At 38.5% G+C, this 14,893-nt stretch carries 16 protein-coding genes, 4 tRNA genes and 1 pseudogene; 7 read left to right on the top strand and 14 right to left on the bottom strand.

Features of this window, described 5'->3' with window-relative positions; genetic code table 11:
- Window positions 1–93 precede the first annotated feature (93 nt).
- Together QQS40_RS06155 and QQS40_RS06150 are read left to right on the top strand one after the other, a co-directional pair.
- Window positions 94–327 (top strand): zinc ribbon domain-containing protein, encoded by a 234-nt coding sequence (locus tag QQS40_RS06155; protein ID WP_289901317.1) that lies wholly within the window; start codon window positions 94–96, stop codon window positions 325–327.
- Window positions 328–486: 159 nt separating this feature from the next.
- A pseudogene (locus tag QQS40_RS06150) lies at window positions 487–858 on the top strand (virulence RhuM family protein); the annotation flags it as partial.
- Between the two features lie 94 nt (window positions 859–952).
- Here the strand turns inward: QQS40_RS06150 and QQS40_RS06145 are convergent.
- The 6 genes from QQS40_RS06145 to lpcA all read right to left on the bottom strand — a co-directional run bounded on the left by QQS40_RS06145 (window position 953) and on the right by lpcA (window position 5,326).
- Window positions 953–1,651, bottom strand: a complete 699-nt coding sequence (locus QQS40_RS06145) for an SIR2 family NAD-dependent protein deacylase (protein ID WP_289901318.1) — start codon at window positions 1,649–1,651, stop codon at window positions 953–955.
- Between the two features lie 115 nt (window positions 1,652–1,766).
- Window positions 1,767–2,450: an arginine ABC transporter permease ArtM gene (artM, locus tag QQS40_RS06140; protein WP_049375226.1), complete on the bottom strand. Its 684-nt coding sequence runs from the start codon at window positions 2,448–2,450 to the stop codon at window positions 1,767–1,769.
- Complete coding sequence (gene artQ / locus QQS40_RS06135; protein ID WP_289901319.1) at window positions 2,450–3,121, bottom strand: arginine ABC transporter permease ArtQ; 672 nt, start codon at window positions 3,119–3,121, stop codon at window positions 2,450–2,452. Before artQ ends, artM begins: the two co-directional genes overlap by 1 nt.
- 3 nt (window positions 3,122–3,124) lie before the next feature.
- Entirely contained in the window at window positions 3,125–3,844 is a 720-nt protein-coding gene (locus QQS40_RS06130; RefSeq protein ID WP_289901320.1) for a lysine/arginine/ornithine ABC transporter substrate-binding protein, read from the bottom strand.
- A gap of 11 nt (window positions 3,845–3,855) precedes the next feature.
- A complete protein-coding gene (artP, locus tag QQS40_RS06125; RefSeq protein ID WP_005696556.1) occupies window positions 3,856–4,593 on the bottom strand; it encodes an arginine ABC transporter ATP-binding protein ArtP in 738 nt (245 codons plus the stop codon).
- A gap of 148 nt (window positions 4,594–4,741) precedes the next feature.
- The gene (gene lpcA, locus QQS40_RS06120) at window positions 4,742–5,326 is read right to left on the bottom strand and encodes a D-sedoheptulose 7-phosphate isomerase (protein ID WP_014065007.1); all 585 of its coding nucleotides are present in this window, start codon (window positions 5,324–5,326) and stop codon (window positions 4,742–4,744) included.
- Window positions 5,327–5,525: 199 nt separating this feature from the next.
- Here lpcA and QQS40_RS06115 point away from each other — a divergent pair, with 199 nt between their 5' ends.
- On the top strand, window positions 5,526–6,335 hold the full coding sequence (locus QQS40_RS06115) for a DNA ligase (protein WP_289901321.1): 810 nt from the start codon (window positions 5,526–5,528) through the stop codon (window positions 6,333–6,335).
- 53 nt (window positions 6,336–6,388) lie between these two features.
- Here QQS40_RS06115 and trxA read toward each other — a convergent pair whose 3' ends face one another.
- Entirely contained in the window at window positions 6,389–6,712 is a 324-nt protein-coding gene (trxA, locus tag QQS40_RS06110; RefSeq protein WP_049364449.1) for a thioredoxin TrxA, read from the bottom strand.
- Between the two features lie 117 nt (window positions 6,713–6,829).
- A complete protein-coding gene (locus tag QQS40_RS06105) occupies window positions 6,830–7,939 on the bottom strand; it encodes a methionine biosynthesis PLP-dependent protein (protein ID WP_289901322.1) in 1,110 nt (369 codons plus the stop codon).
- Between the two features lie 255 nt (window positions 7,940–8,194).
- Between QQS40_RS06105 and QQS40_RS06100 the strand changes: the two genes are divergently transcribed.
- The 4 genes from QQS40_RS06100 (at window position 8,195) to QQS40_RS06085 (ending at window position 8,592) form a co-directional block, all read left to right on the top strand.
- Window positions 8,195–8,270, top strand: a tRNA-Gly gene (locus QQS40_RS06100).
- A gap of 7 nt (window positions 8,271–8,277) precedes the next feature.
- Window positions 8,278–8,351 (top strand) — tRNA-Cys (locus tag QQS40_RS06095).
- A 28-nt stretch (window positions 8,352–8,379) separates the two neighbouring features.
- A tRNA-Leu gene (locus tag QQS40_RS06090) sits at window positions 8,380–8,466 on the top strand.
- A gap of 50 nt (window positions 8,467–8,516) precedes the next feature.
- Window positions 8,517–8,592: transfer RNA gene (locus QQS40_RS06085), tRNA-Lys, on the top strand.
- Between the two features lie 409 nt (window positions 8,593–9,001).
- Here the strand turns inward: QQS40_RS06085 and QQS40_RS06080 are convergent.
- The 6 genes from QQS40_RS06080 to QQS40_RS06055 all read right to left on the bottom strand — a co-directional run bounded on the left by QQS40_RS06080 (window position 9,002) and on the right by QQS40_RS06055 (window position 14,832).
- Window positions 9,002–10,390 carry a cytochrome-c peroxidase gene (locus QQS40_RS06080; RefSeq protein ID WP_289901323.1) on the bottom strand — a complete coding sequence of 463 codons (1,389 nt, stop codon included), beginning with the start codon at window positions 10,388–10,390 and terminating at the stop codon, window positions 9,002–9,004.
- A gap of 222 nt (window positions 10,391–10,612) precedes the next feature.
- Window positions 10,613–11,431, bottom strand: coding sequence for an IS3 family transposase (locus tag QQS40_RS06075; protein ID WP_253257864.1), 819 nt, complete (start codon window positions 11,429–11,431; stop codon window positions 10,613–10,615).
- Window positions 11,419–11,772 (bottom strand): helix-turn-helix domain-containing protein, encoded by a 354-nt coding sequence (locus tag QQS40_RS06070; protein ID WP_128787400.1) that lies wholly within the window; start codon window positions 11,770–11,772, stop codon window positions 11,419–11,421. The genes QQS40_RS06075 and QQS40_RS06070 overlap by 13 nt, the downstream gene beginning before the upstream one ends.
- Window positions 11,773–11,864: 92 nt before the next feature.
- Window positions 11,865–12,752, bottom strand: coding sequence for a protease modulator HflC (gene hflC, locus QQS40_RS06065; RefSeq protein WP_289901324.1), 888 nt, complete (start codon window positions 12,750–12,752; stop codon window positions 11,865–11,867).
- Entirely contained in the window at window positions 12,752–13,993 is a 1,242-nt protein-coding gene (gene hflK, locus QQS40_RS06060) for an FtsH protease activity modulator HflK (RefSeq protein WP_329504316.1), read from the bottom strand. The genes hflC and hflK overlap by 1 nt, the downstream gene beginning before the upstream one ends.
- Before the next feature lie 128 nt (window positions 13,994–14,121).
- Window positions 14,122–14,832, bottom strand: a complete 711-nt coding sequence (locus QQS40_RS06055; RefSeq protein WP_329504315.1) for a 4'-phosphopantetheinyl transferase family protein — start codon at window positions 14,830–14,832, stop codon at window positions 14,122–14,124.
- Window positions 14,833–14,893 lie beyond the last annotated feature (61 nt).

Below are 14,893 nucleotides of genomic sequence, written 5' to 3'. Positions count from 1 at the left end.
TGTTTCAATTTTGTGATCCATGTCACGTTTATCATTACACTTTTTTCACTTACAATAAGCTCATAAATTCAAATAATTAAAAAAGGATCATCAATGGCTCTTACTCGCTGCCCTGAATGTCGTAAAAAAATCAGCGCATCCGCTCAATTTTGTCCAAATTGTGGGTTTTCTTTTAAAGTAGAAGATCTTGAAATTTATAAACAAAAACTCGAAGAACGATGCCAGCAAAATGCCGAAATCAATCGAAAAAGCACTAAACTTCACCTTATCTGGTTCGCTATTTTCACCCTCGTTATTTTGCTCGCAAGCTGGCTGACAGGAGAATAAAAAGTGCGGTCAAAAAACGATAAGAATTTTGACCGCACTTTAATCAGAACCCAATCCGTCGTGTCGTTGAAGAAAACGCTAGTTTCATTTCAATTACCTGTATTGCAATATGTATATTTATCTGTTTATATATACATGTAAATTATTAAGGAAAAGAACATGAATAACCAAAACCCAATTGAAATTTACCAAGCTCAAGATGGCACAACGCAAGTAGAAGTAAGATTTGAAAATGACACCGTTTGGCTTTCCCAAGCGCAGATGTCCATGTTATTTGGTAAGGATATTCGCACCATCAATGAGCACATTACCAATATATTTGATGACGAAGAACTAGAGAAAGAATCAACTATCCGGAAATTCCGGATAGTTCGCCAAGAAGGTAAACGCCAAGTCAATCGTGAAATTGAGCATTATGATTTAGATATGATTATCTCTGTTGGTTATAGAGTAAAATCTAAACAAGGCATTAGTTTCCGCCGTTGGGCAACTGCACGTTTAAAAGAATATCTGACTCAAGGCTATACCATTATTAGGCTTATTATATATGCTTAAGCAGAAACAAGAGAAGTAATGATAAATAGCGACTAAATTCGCTATTTGTTTAAAAAGTGCGGTCGTTTTTCTATGTATTTTTGATGTTCTCTAATAACTCTGCCACCACCTTCGGCACCCCCTCGCCTGCTTTTTCTTTTATGGCAATCACTTGCTTACGAACAAAACCTGTATTGGGATTTGGATCGATCAAGTAAATTGGCGCTTTGCTTGGGGCTTCATTGACCAAGCCATTGGCTGGATATACTTGCAAAGAAGTGCCAATCACTAATACCACATCCGCTTGTTCAACAATATCCACAGCACGTTCTAACATCAGCACCATTTCGCCAAAAAAGACGATGTAAGGGCGCATTGGGTGTCCATTTAGATCTTTATCTTCTAATTTCTGATCGCCAAAACAATCCACAACATAGCTTTCATCAAAACTACTACGAGCTTTATTCAATTCTCCATGCAAATGTAAAACATTTGAACTTCCTGCGCGTTCATGTAAATCATCCACATTTTGCGTGATAATTCTCACATCATAGGCTTTTTCTAGTTCAACTAAGGCGAGATGCGCTGCATTGGGCTTAGCTGCTGCCGCATTTTTACGGCGTTGGTTATAGAAATCGAGCACTTTCGCTCGGTTCTTTTGCAAGGCTTCAGGCGTACAAACTTCCTCCACTTTATGCCCAGCCCATAAGCCATCTTCTGCTCTAAAAGTAGGAATACCACTTTCAGCACTAATTCCAGCACCCGTTAAGACGACACAAATAGGTTTCATAATATTCTCCTCAGCACTTTATATTATAAGCCTGAAAAATAAATTCACTTCGAATTTATAATAAAAATCGGGCAATTTTTAAACTGCCCGATTTGTTTCTATTTTTGACCGCACTTTATGCTTTTGCGGTATCAATACGTTCGAATGACAACACTTTATTTTCTAACTGACGGAGTAATAAAGTGGCGATACCAGTAATGATGAGGTAAATACCGCCTGCAATACCGTAGATAGTGAGCGCATCATATTCAGTACCATAAAGTTGGCGTGCGTATCCCATGATATCCATGATCGTAATGGTAGAAGCTAATGCTGTACCTTTAAATACCAAAATAATTTCATTGGTATAAGAAGGAAGTGCGCGTTTTAACGCATAAGGAATGAGGATTTTTAAAGTCTGCATACGACTTAATCCTAATGCCGCACAGCTTTCCCATTGACCTTTAGAGATCGCTTTTACTGCTCCGTGGAATAATTGGGTTGAATAAGCCGCACTATTCAAAGCCAAAGCTAATGCTGCACAGAACCATGCGTTGGAGAATAATCCCCATAATGGGCTGTCCACCAACCATTGGAATTGACCAGGACCGGCATAAATTAAGAAAAATTGCACTAAAAGTGGGGTACCTGTAAATAAAACAAGGAACAAATTGACCGCACTTTTCACCAATTTATTGCCAATAGAAAGCAAGAAGGTTAAGCCCAATGCGAGGAAAAAGGCAATAAACAATGCGACAACCGTAAGCAACAGGCTAGTCGGAATACCTTGAGCAATAACAGCTAAATACTCTTGAAACATTATTCGACTCCCCGTTCAAATCGAGTGAAACGTAATTCTAATTTGCGAATCCCCGCTTGGCTGATCAACGTAATCACTAAATAAATCAAGGCTGCAATGCCATACCAAGTGAAAGGCTCATGTGTATTGGTATTGATGTATCCTGCTTGACGCATTAAATCATCGACACCAATTAATGATACCAACGCTGTATCTTTTAATAAGACTAACCATTGATTGCTTAAGCCCGGTAAAGCATGTCGCCATACTTGTGGCATGATTAAATTAATGAAGGTATAAGGACGGCTTAATCCTAAAGCTGCACCTGATTCCCACTGCCCTTTTGGAATAGCTTGAATCGCACCACGCAAAGTTTGTGAAGCATAAGAGGCAAAAATCAAAGACAATGCAAATACACCACAATCAAAGGCGCTGAATTCGATATACTCACCCGTCAGCATTTCCACGACTTGAGTTGACCCAAAATAAATCAGTAATACGACTAAGATTTCTGGCAAACCACGTAATAAAGCAATGATAATCGCCGTTGGCTTTGCAATAAATACATACTTATTGGCTTCTAAGGCGGTAAAAACAATGCTGAGTAATAAACCGACAATCAGAGAGCAAATAGCAAGCCCTAAAGTCATTAGGGCTGCGTGTCCAATTAATGTAAGATAATCATAAAACATAGATTATTTAGTCATCCATTTATCATAGATTTTTTGGTATTCGCCGTTTGCTTTCACCGCTTCCAAACCTTTGTTCAAGCTTTCAAGCAATTCTTTGCTTGATTTATTTACCGCGATACCTAAACCATTACCGAAATATTTTTTGTCTGTTACTTTGTCACCTACAAATTGAATTTCAGCTTCTTTTGAAATCATATCTGCTAGCACCGCTGTATCACCAAAGATAATATCAATACGACCATTTTTTAAGTCTAAGATCGCATCTTGAAGGCTAGCATAAGCTTTCGCATTATATTGTTTGCTTTCTGCTGCAGTATATTGTTGGAATGTTGTTCCGTTTTGAACACCAACAGTTTTTGCTGAAGATAAATCTGCTTTACCTTTTAACCCTACATAGCTTGCTGAACTATCATAGTAAGCATTAGAGAATGCCACTTGTTTTGCACGAGCATCCGTAATATCAATCGCAGAAATTGAAGCATCAAAACGTTTAGATTTTAAGCCTGGAATTAACGCATCAAATGCTTGGCTTTTAAAGTGACAAGTTGCTTGAATTTCCTTACAAATTGCATTCGCTACATCCACATCAAAACCGATGATTTCGCCTTTTTCATTCGTTGTTTCAAATGGCGGATAGCTTGGTTCCATCGCGAAAGTGATTTCTTGTGCATTCGCAGCAAAAGCTGAGCCCATTAACATTACGGTTAAAAGTAATTTTTTCATGTTGTGTTTCCTTATTCTGAGTGTGAAAGATATTGTTTAAATTGTTCGGTTTTTGGATTATCAAAGCAATCTGCACTGCCCATTTCAATAATCTTACCTTGTTCCATATAAACGACCTTTGTCGCCACTTTTTGTGCCACATTCACTTCGTGGGTTACAATTACTTGAGTAATGCCTGTTTGTTGAAGTTCTTTAATGATATCAACAACTTGAGCTGTAATCTCTGGATCTAGTGCAGCCGTTGGCTCATCAAACAACAACACTTGCGGTTTCATCATTAATGCTCGAGCAATGGCAACACGTTGTTGCTGACCGCCAGATAAGTGAAGCGGGAAACGATCGGCATGCTCTTCCAAACGTAAACGTTTTAAAAGTTCTAATGCATCTTTTTTCGCTTCTTCCTCGCTAATACCTAACACTTTTTTCGGCGCTTCAATTAGGTTTTCAATCACGGTTAAATGTGGCCAAAGATTGTATTGCTGAAATACCATGCCCACATCTTGACGAAGTTGACGAATAGCTTTCGGATTATTATTCGCCTGAGACAAATCAAAATGGTTATTCGCAATATGCAATTCGCCAGAAGTTGGCACTTCTAATAAATTTAATGTACGGATTAACGTACTTTTCCCTGCCCCACTTGGTCCGAGTAACACCACGGTATCGCCTTCTTGTGCATCAAGATTGATATCAAACAATGCCTGTGATGAACCGTAAAAGAAATTCAAATTTTTAACACTAATCGCCATTTTAAGTTTACTGCTATCCTTGATTGATTCGTAAGATTGAATAAATATTACTTTTTAGTGATTATTTATGCAAGCATTTTTTATAAAAAATCCCAAAAAACTTTTTGGGATCTTTAAATCATTGAATTTTAACCGCGCTTGTCGTGTATTAAGCCTCTTTCGCCATTTCAAATTCAACTAACATCATTAAAATATGGATCACTTTGATGTGGATTTCTTGAATACGATCTGCATAACCAAAGTGTGGCACACGAATTTCAACATCCGCTAGGCCTGCCATTTTACCGCCATCTTTACCTGTCATCGCAATCACTTTCATGCCTTTTGCTTTCGCCGCTTCAATTGCATTTAAGATATTTTTAGAATTGCCTGATGTCGATAACCCGAATAAAACATCGCCTTCTTTACCCACTGCTTCAACAAAGCGAGAGAATACATATTCATAGCCAAAGTCATTACTTACACAGCTTAAATGACTTACATCAGAAATCGCAATTGCAGGATAACCCGGACGATTTTCACGATAACGACCAGTTAGTTCTTCTGCGAAGTGCATAGCATCACAGTGAGAACCACCATTACCGCAAGATAATACTTTCCCGCCATTTTTAAAGCTTTCGGCTAACAATTTAGCTGCTTTTTCAATGAGTTTGATATTGTTATCATCTGAAACAAACTTATTTAATACATCTTGTGCTTCCACAAGCTCCGCTTTAATTTGATCAAAATACATTTTATTCTCCTTAAAAATTAAAATTCGAGATAGTGTTGGCATTGTATAGCGTTCATTTCAAATAATCTAGCGCTCTTTCTTATCTCTCTATTTTCCAGCTTACTTCTCATTATTTTGCGATACGAATCACAAATTCAATTAAAAACGCTGTAAAAAATGACCGCACTTTTTAAACTCAAACAATTTAAAAGGAGAGATTATGCGAGTAGTTTATTTATTACTTTGTATGCTATTCAGTCTGATAACTTGGGCAAATGATAGTGATTTAATGCTATTAAGCACCTATGAGAACCAAGATATTCAAGGTTGGGTAATGTCAGAAAAATTAGATGGGATACGAGGTTATTGGGATGGCAAAGCGCTATTAAGCCGTCAAGGATTACCCTTACCCGCACCCGCCTATTTTACCGCTCAATTTCCACCTTTTGCCATTGATGGTGAGCTATTTAGTGAACGTAATCAATTTGAAGAAATTGCTTCTATTACGAAATCCTTTAAAGGTGATAATTGGGCAAAATTAACACTTTATGTTTTTGATGTACCGAATGCCTCAGGCAACCTCTTTGAACGTCTCAAAACCTTAGAAGATTATTTGAAAAACAACCCTACGTCTTATATCAAGATTATTCCACAAATTCCAATCCAAGATAAAACGCACTTATTCAACTATTTACATGAAGTAGAAGCAAAAAAAGGTGAAGGGGTTGTGTTACGTAATCCTAACGCCCCTTACGAACGGAAACGCAGTACACAAATTTTGAAGCTTAAAACCGCTTATGATGAAGAATGTATGGTGGTTGAGCATCATAAAGGAAAAGGACAATTTGAAAATATACTCGGTTCACTCACCTGTGAAAATCATCGTGGAAAATTCAAAATCGGTTCAGGATTTAATCTGAATGAGCGTGAAAATCCACCACCTATTGGCAGCACGATTACCTACAAATATCGTGGATTAACCAACTCCGGAAAACCTCGTTTTGCCACTTATTGGCGAGAGAAAAAATAAGAACGGCCAAAACATCAAAATTTTTGACCGCTCTTTTATGTTTAATAACTCAATTATAGGTGTTGATTAATAAACGCCGCTAATTGATTTTTTGGTAACGCACCGACTTGTGTTGCAACAAGTTGGCCATTTTTGAAAAGTAGTAAAGTTGGGATACTACGTACACCAAATTGACCTGCCACTAATTGGTTATCATCTACGTTGATTTTAACGATTTTTGCTTTACCTGCGAATTCAGGTGCGATTTCATCTAAAATTGGCGCAATCATTTTGCAAGGACCACACCAAGGTGCCCAAAAATCCACTAATACAGGGATATCTGATTGCACAACCGCAGTTTCGAAATCTGCATCAGTAATATGTAATACTTCGCTCATTTTTATTTCCTTATCTAATAAGATGTTGATTAATTAACACCTAACATTAATTGATGCCGTGCATAATAGCACAAGGTATATAGAATTGCACAGATTAGTTCGATTGATAAAAACTAACTATTTAAGCTGTGCAAATGCCTGTAATAAATCAGCCTTGATGTCTTCCACATCTTCTAAACCAACAGAAAAACGCAACAATGTGTTTGTAATACCACGGGCGACACGTTCTGCTTCAGGAATATCCATATGAGTTTGGGTCGCAGGATAAGTAATAAAACTTTCTGTACCGCCTAAGCTTTCCGCAAAGGTAATCAACTTGATTGATTTTAAGAACGTATTCACCCAATTTTCATCTTTCAAACGGAAAGACAGCATACCGCCTTTGTTTGGATATAACACACTATCAATTTGTGGTTGTTCGCGTAAAAATTCCGCAATCGCCTTCGCATTGTCTTGATGGCGTTTCATACGTAATGAAAGAGTTTTCATACCACGCACGGTTAACCAAGAATCGAATGGCGAAAGTACAGCACCTGCACCATTTTGAATATAGGCGATACGATCACAAAGTTCTTGCCCTTTTGCAATAATCAAGCCCACTAAACTATCATTATGACCCGCAATATATTTTGTACCGCTATGAATGACAATATCTGCGCCTAAATCTAATGGACGAGATAGCACTGGAGTTAAGAAGGTATTATCCACAATCATTAACAAGTTGTGTTTTTTCGCTAACTTCGCAATTTCTGCCACATCACACTCTTCCATTAATGGATTTGATGGGGTTTCAATAAAAATTGCTTTTGTATTCGCTGTAATAGCGGCTTCAATTTCAGTTAAAGAAGCAGTATTCACATAAACGGGTTTCACGCTGTTGTTATTTTTATAGGCAAAATCTAATAAGCGATAAGTTCCACCATATACATCACTTGACACAATCCATTCATCAGGACCTTTAAATAGGTTCATCAACACTTGAATTGCCGCCATGCCGGAGGAAAAGGCAAAACCACGATCACCATTTTCTAATTTTGCTACGGTATCTTCCAAAACACTACGCGTTGGGTTTTTCGTGCGGGTATAATCAAACCCAGTACTTTCGCCAATCCCATGATGACCATAGGCCGTTGAAAGATAAATTGGCGTTGAAACCGCACCAGTGCGTTCATCACTGCGATTCCCCGCTTGGGCTAATAATGTATCGATAGAATATTGTTGTGTCATAATTTACCTCTAAAACATGCAAAAACTTGACCGCACTTTTCTTTATTTAATGGCGAGCAAAACGTTCCAATTTTGTCATAAAGCCACTCACGATAAAAGTAGAAATTGAAAACTCTGTGAAAATTATATTCTTGTGTTAAATTTTGCTGTAATTTCAACCGAAACGAAGATTTTTTCAACATTTGAATTTTTTTTTCAGATCTTCGATTGACAGAATTTCAAATTCCCGTAAAATGCACCGCACTAACAGCGTATGCGGGAATAGCTCAGTTGGTAGAGCACGACCTTGCCAAGGTCGGGGTCGCGAGTTCGAGCCTCGTTTCCCGCTCCAAACTAACGGCGTGTTAGCAAAGCGGTTATGCACTGGATTGCAAATCCATGTAGCTCGGTTCGACTCCGGGACACGCCTCCATAACCACGTAGTTAGTTAATCACTCAATGCCCGAGTGGTGGAATCGGTAGACACAAGGGATTTAAAATCCCTCGCCTTTCGAGGCGTGCCAGTTCAAGTCTGGCTTCGGGCACCATTTAAACACCAATCAAAAGATTTTAAAATTTACTTTAAAATCATCTAGTTGGGTCGTTAGCTCAGTCGGTAGAGCAGCGGACTTTTAATCCGTTGGTCGAAGGTTCGAATCCTTCACGACCCACCAATTCTTTCTTAAGTGGCGATAAAGTGGCGGTTAAATTTCCATTTTTTTACACTTTCATTTATAAATTATTTATCTTAGTGGCGATGCCGCCAATCATTAAAAATAAAATTAAAATTTCTTATTAACTATCACGTAAAAGATAAAAACACTTTATAAATCAATATACTGTAATCTCCTACAAACTTATACAGATCTCTTTTAAGTGAAAAACACTGTAAAACCCCGTAAATTTTACAGTTAAGATCTCTATTCAGCGGCTGCTTATCCCGAATTACTTGATGTCCTACTCCCGTAGAATACTTAGTCTAAAATAAGATAAGCTTATATTATTGAATTTCCTCCTCTTTGCTAAACAACGCTCATAAAAAACGACCGCATTTGCAGTCGTTTCTATTTATAACTCAAAGGATTATTTTAATTTTTCACCTTTAAATTCACCTGTTAAACTTTCTAAGAAAGAGGTAATATCTTCAACATCTTTTTGAGCAGGCTGTTGCACGTTGCTTTGGTATTTCAACATTGCAATAACAGCATCTTTTAAGTCTTTTGCTGACGCATCATGGAAATATGGTGCAGTAAGTGCGACGTTACGTAAGGTTGGTACTTTGAAACGATGCATATCGAATGGATCTTTAGTTTGAGCAAATCGACCTTCATCGGCATCAGTTAATGGCATACCACGATCTTTAAAGTAATCGCCGTAGAGTCCCATGTATTCATAAGATTGTCCGCCCATTGCTACACCAGTATGGCAAGTATCGCATTTATGTTGTTTGAATAACTCATAACCATGAACTTGTTGCTCAGTCAAAGCTGTTTTATCCCCTTTCAAATAACGGTCAAAATCACTATTTGGCGTAATTAATGTTTTTTCATATTCACCAATCGCATGAGTTAAGGTTTCTTTCGTCACTTGTGGATATTCTTTTAAGAATGCTTTTTTGAACTCTTCATCCATTTCAAAACGTGCCACGATGTCATCCCAAGAGTGCGATCCCATTTCTACCGGATTTGTTGGAGGACCTTTTGCTTGATCCGCTAAATCTGCCGCACGGCCATCCCAGAATTGTACAAAGTTGAATGCGGCATTGAATACAGTTGGTGCGTTAATCGGACCTTTTTTACCTTCAATCCCTGTTGAAGTATCAAGTCTATCCACCCCACCTTTATCTAATTGGTGACAAGTATGACATTGAATAGAACCATCGCCTGATAAACGACCATCAAAGAAAAGATCATGGCCTAACGCAACTTTTGCTTCATCTTTCGCAATACTGTCTGGAATCGGTTGCACTAAACGATCGGCATCAACATTGGGTGTTTCTTTTGGTAAAGACATTTTACGTGCTTCACGAATCCAGTTAAGCAACGCCACTTTTTCTTGCTCATCTGGTTTGCTTCCCCAGTGAAGATGTCTGAATTTAGCAATTGGCATTTCATTATTTTCAAGCACTCGCTGTAGCTTTGCTAAATCAGCTTGGGATAATTTGCTCGGATCTTTTAAGCCTTCAACTAAACGATCTAGACGGAAAGCACGAAGGCCACGCTGAATATCCGATTGCATTTCATCCCCCACAATCGGAAATTTTGAATAAAATGGAAGTGGCGTGTTTGGACTATGACAATATTGGCAGCTGTTATCAAACAATGCTTTTGCCACTTTTTCTTGTTCGCCCGTATAGCGATTTTCCATTAAAAGTTGGGTCGCGTTCTCTTTATCAAATTGATGTAAATACCCCACAACGCCAAAATAACCTAAGATAGCAATGGCTGCACCGCCAATAATCAGTTTTTTCATCTAATCCTCCAAACGATCAATAAAACATAAAAAAGGTAAAGTTTAAAGTTAGGTAATTATGCCAAAAAATTGACTTATTTTTTATGTGGATTTGATCTGCTTTGGCTATAGATTTGATTGATTGCATTTAAGATATTTTTACTTTATAGAGGGCTAATTTCTTTTAGAATTTAGCAATAAAAAATGCGGTTATTTCTGATCTGACCCCAAAAAGTTAGACTGTTATTTAAAGGATTGTTTTCGATATTGTATCGGACTCAGTCCTTTTAATTTTAGTTGAATCCGTCGGTGGTTATAGTAATCCAAATAATCTCTGACAGCATCAACTATCTCTTCTTTTGTTTTAAATTCCCGACCATAAAAACATTCCGTTTTTAATCGCCCAAAGAAACTTTCCATTGCGGCATTGTCCAAGCAATTCCCTTTTCTCGACATACTTTGAATGATGCCATGTTCAGCTAAAATTCGACGATAAGCTACCATTTGATATTGCCATCCCTGGTCTGAATGTAAAATGACACCACAAGCTTTATTTAATCCTTTGACGGCTTGCATTAACATGTCCTCTACTTGCGCCCAATTTGGGGAATAGCTGAGATTATAGGAGACTATCTCATTGTTAAATAAGTCTAAAATTGGAGATAAATAGACTTTACTCCCATCTTTCGCCTTAAACTCGGTGATATCTGTCACCCATTTTTGTTTCGGGGCCGTTGCACTAAAATCGCGTTCAAGATGATTCGGTGCAATTACCCCTATCGTGCCTCGATAGGTGGTAAATTTCTTGCTTTTTCTTGACCGCACTTGAAGCCCAAGTGTCTGCATTAAACGTTGAACTTTTTTATGATTCACGCCTGGCAAGCTGGCATGAACACGTCGGTAGCCATAATCAGGATGATTGGCTTTGATGCGTTTAATGGCCTTTTTCAGCTCCTCATCCTTATCCGGTTTAATCTGAAGTTTCGCAAAAAACGTACTACGCGCTAACTGTGCAAAGCCTAAAAGCCATTTTAACGGATAGCGTGTTCTTAACCTTTGGATAATTTCCGTTGCTCGGCTTCGTCCTGAAGTCTGAGCCTTCTCAACTCCTTTAGGTAGGCTACCTCCGCTTCAAGCTGTAAAATTCTCAGGCGTAAACGGTCTTCTTCAGTTTTGGGTGGCGGTGGCATTCTGGCATATTTAGGTTTCATAGGCGGTCGTCCTGATGGTTTACGGGGAATAAGTCCCTTTATGCCACTTTTTTCAAACCGTTTCAACCATGTCCCGACTAGGGCGTTGGAAGGAATATTGTAAAAACGAGCTGCTTCTCTAATACTCATTTTTCCATTCAAAATAGGTTGAAGAATTTGTAATTTAAATTCGATTGTGTAGTGTTTACCCATAAAAAATCTGCACCTCAATTGTTGGTTTGTTGAGTCCAACTTTTGGGGTGCAGATCATTTCTAACCGCACTTTACTTTTCATTATCTTTTGTTTATTTCTTTGGCGCCTGCATAAAGCGGAAGAAATCACTGTCAGGTTTCAAGATCATCATATTACCTGAACCTTCGAAGCTGCTTTCATAGGCTTTTAAGCTACGAATAAAGCTATAAAACTGTGGTTCTTGAGCAAAGGCTTGAGAATATAATTTTGCCGCTGCTGCATCACCATTACCACGTAATTCTTGTGCAGTTTTGTTTGCATTCGCTAAGATCAAGGTGACTTTACGATCCACATCCGCTTGAATGAAGGCCGCTTTTTCTTTACCTTGAGAACGGTGTTCACGGGCAACCGCATCACGTTCTGCACGCATACGTTGGTAAATCGAAGAAGAAACTTCATCCGGTAAATTGATTTGTTTTACGCGAACATCGACGACTTCAATCCCTAATTCAGAGGTACTATCCTGCCCTGAATTTAACGCTTTTTTCGCCCCCGCCATTAATTCACCACGCGTACCTGAAACGATATCTTTAATTGTACGAGTACCTATTTCTGAACGCAGACGGTCATTCACTTTACGGCTTAATAAGCTTGAAGCTTGGTTATAATCGCCACCACCCGTTGCAGTATAGAAACGACCAAAATCGCTGATTTTCCATTTTACATAGGAATCCACCAATAAGTCTTTTTTCTCAACTGTCACAAAACGAGTAGCTGAACCATCAAGGGTACGAATACGCGCATCAAGCACTTTAATGCTATCAATGAAAGGCAATTTGAAATGCAAACCTGGCTCATACACCACAACTTTGTTTTCTGCATCACGTTGTACTTTGTTAAAACGCAACATGATGCCACGCGAGCCCTCAGTTACAACCACGACGCTGGAATATAGCACCACAGCAATCACCACAATAATCGGAAGTAAAAATTTACGCATTAGTTAAATCTCCCTTGGCGAATGCCTTCATTTGATTGAACTGGTTGAGTCGTTTGCGTTTCTACACGACGTTCCTGTGTTGAAACAGGTGCAGAACTGACCGCACTTTCAGGTGTTGTAGTAGTCGGTTGAGCCGCTTTTTTACCCATTAATTGTTCTAATGGTAATACGGTTAAATTGTTACCATTATTTGCATCTAACATGACTTTCGGCGTATTTGCCATGACTTTTTCCATGGTTTGAATATAAAGACGCTCTTTTAACAAATCAGGCGCAGCTTTAAATTCAGGTAAAAGACGTTGTAAACGTTCCACTTCCCCTTGCGCATCAAGCACAACACGATCTTTGTAAGCAGTAGCTTCTTCGATAATACGCTGTGCGTCACCGCGAGCAATTGGCTCTTTCTCACGAGCATAAGCTTCTGCTTCACGAATGTAACGTTGTTCGTCTTCCTGCGCTTTAATCGCATCATCGAAAGCATCTTTTACTTCTTCTGGTGGACGTGCGGATTGGAAGTTCACGTCAATGACCTCAAGGCCCATATCATAAGGTTTAACAATATCATTTAACGCTTTCCACGTTTTTTCACGCACCACTGCTCGACCCGTTGTCAACACATCATTCATGGTCATATGACCAATCACATAACGAAGTGCACTGTCCGTCGCTTGTCCGAGACTATTATCCGCATTGCTCACGCTAAACAAGTATTTTTCAGGATTTTGCACGCGATATTGCACGGTCATTTCTACTTTAACCATGTTTTCATCTTTAGTTAACATCGCACCTTGCGTTTTAAGCTCACGAACTTGTTCTACATTCACTGGAATCACTTTATCAACAAAGGTTGGCTTCCAGTTTAAACCTGGTTGAACGATAGAATGAAACTCACCAAAACGTAACGTCACACCACGTTCCGCTTCTTTAATGGTGTAAAAACCGCTTGCCCCCCAAATAATTCCCCCGATCACCGCGGCGATCGGTAAAATTTTACCTAAATTGAATGAAGGCATATTCGGCGAAGTATTATTTGAACCGCCTTTTTTATTACCCCCACCTAATTTTTTCAACAGATTATTGAATACTTCTTCAATATCTGGTGGTGATTGCTCCTGATTTTTATTGTCTCGCGAGCCCCAGCCATTTTCATTTTGCTTATCTGATGAATTATCTGACTGTTTTGGACCGCTGCTCTGTCCCGGTTTACCCCAAGGATCTTGATCTGGACCGTTTTGCGACATTACGTTCTCCATTTGTCTAAAAATTTTAATGAGTTTATCGAAATAAATGGGGTTAGTCTATGAAAATACAAGTGGCGAATCAAGTTTTATAAAATAAAAAATCCTTGAATATTTTCAAGGATTTTCTTTTATTCATTTACTTGGTAAATCAAGGATTTTTTTATATTTTTTTTGAGTAATTTTTTTCCATTCCAGTGATAAAAGTGCGGTTGAATTTTTGACTGATTTATAAATGCCGCAAAGTAAAAAGGCAATTCATCCGTAAAGAGCAACGCACCTTTCGGACAATAATCTGAAAAGATCTGCAGTTGTTCAGGCAAATGCGTCACACTTGATAACTTCACTATTCCTATGCCTTGTGATTTCAATACAGCTTCACGCAAACACCAACAACGATAAAAGGCCAGGTCTGCATCAGGCTGTTTAGCAAACCATTCTTGTTCTGCTTGTGTCGCAAAATGCGCCATGAGCGCAGAAAAATTCCGTTTTTTTGAAAATTCAATATCAATACCGACCGCACTTTTTTCTGATTCATTAATATGCAGCAATACGGCGACCCAATCACCAGAGTGACTAATATTAAAATCAATATTCTCGACGGGAAATTGTGGTCTATCACTTTGTGTACGATAAATTCGCCCTAAAAGTGCGGTTGATTTTTCCGCTGTTTTTAGCAACTGCCAAAGTAAAAAATGCGCCAATCGACGACATTGATGTCGTTGCGTTATCCGAGAATTTCCTTGCGGTTCCGTATGCAAATCCTTAGGGACTAGTTCCCTAGGAATTTCATCAAAAGGAAAAGGTTGTTGAATATTGGCGTAGGCAATAAAAGTTGTCATAAAAATAATGAATAAACATATCAGTTTGATTGCATTATAAAAGGAAATCCACCGCACGCCA

The organism is Haemophilus parainfluenzae (genome assembly GCF_036288925.1).
Classification (GTDB): Bacteria; Pseudomonadota; Gammaproteobacteria; order Enterobacterales; family Pasteurellaceae; genus Haemophilus_D.
Note: the sequence above shows the minus strand (reverse complement) of the source record. Positions and strands in the feature narration are given on the sequence as shown.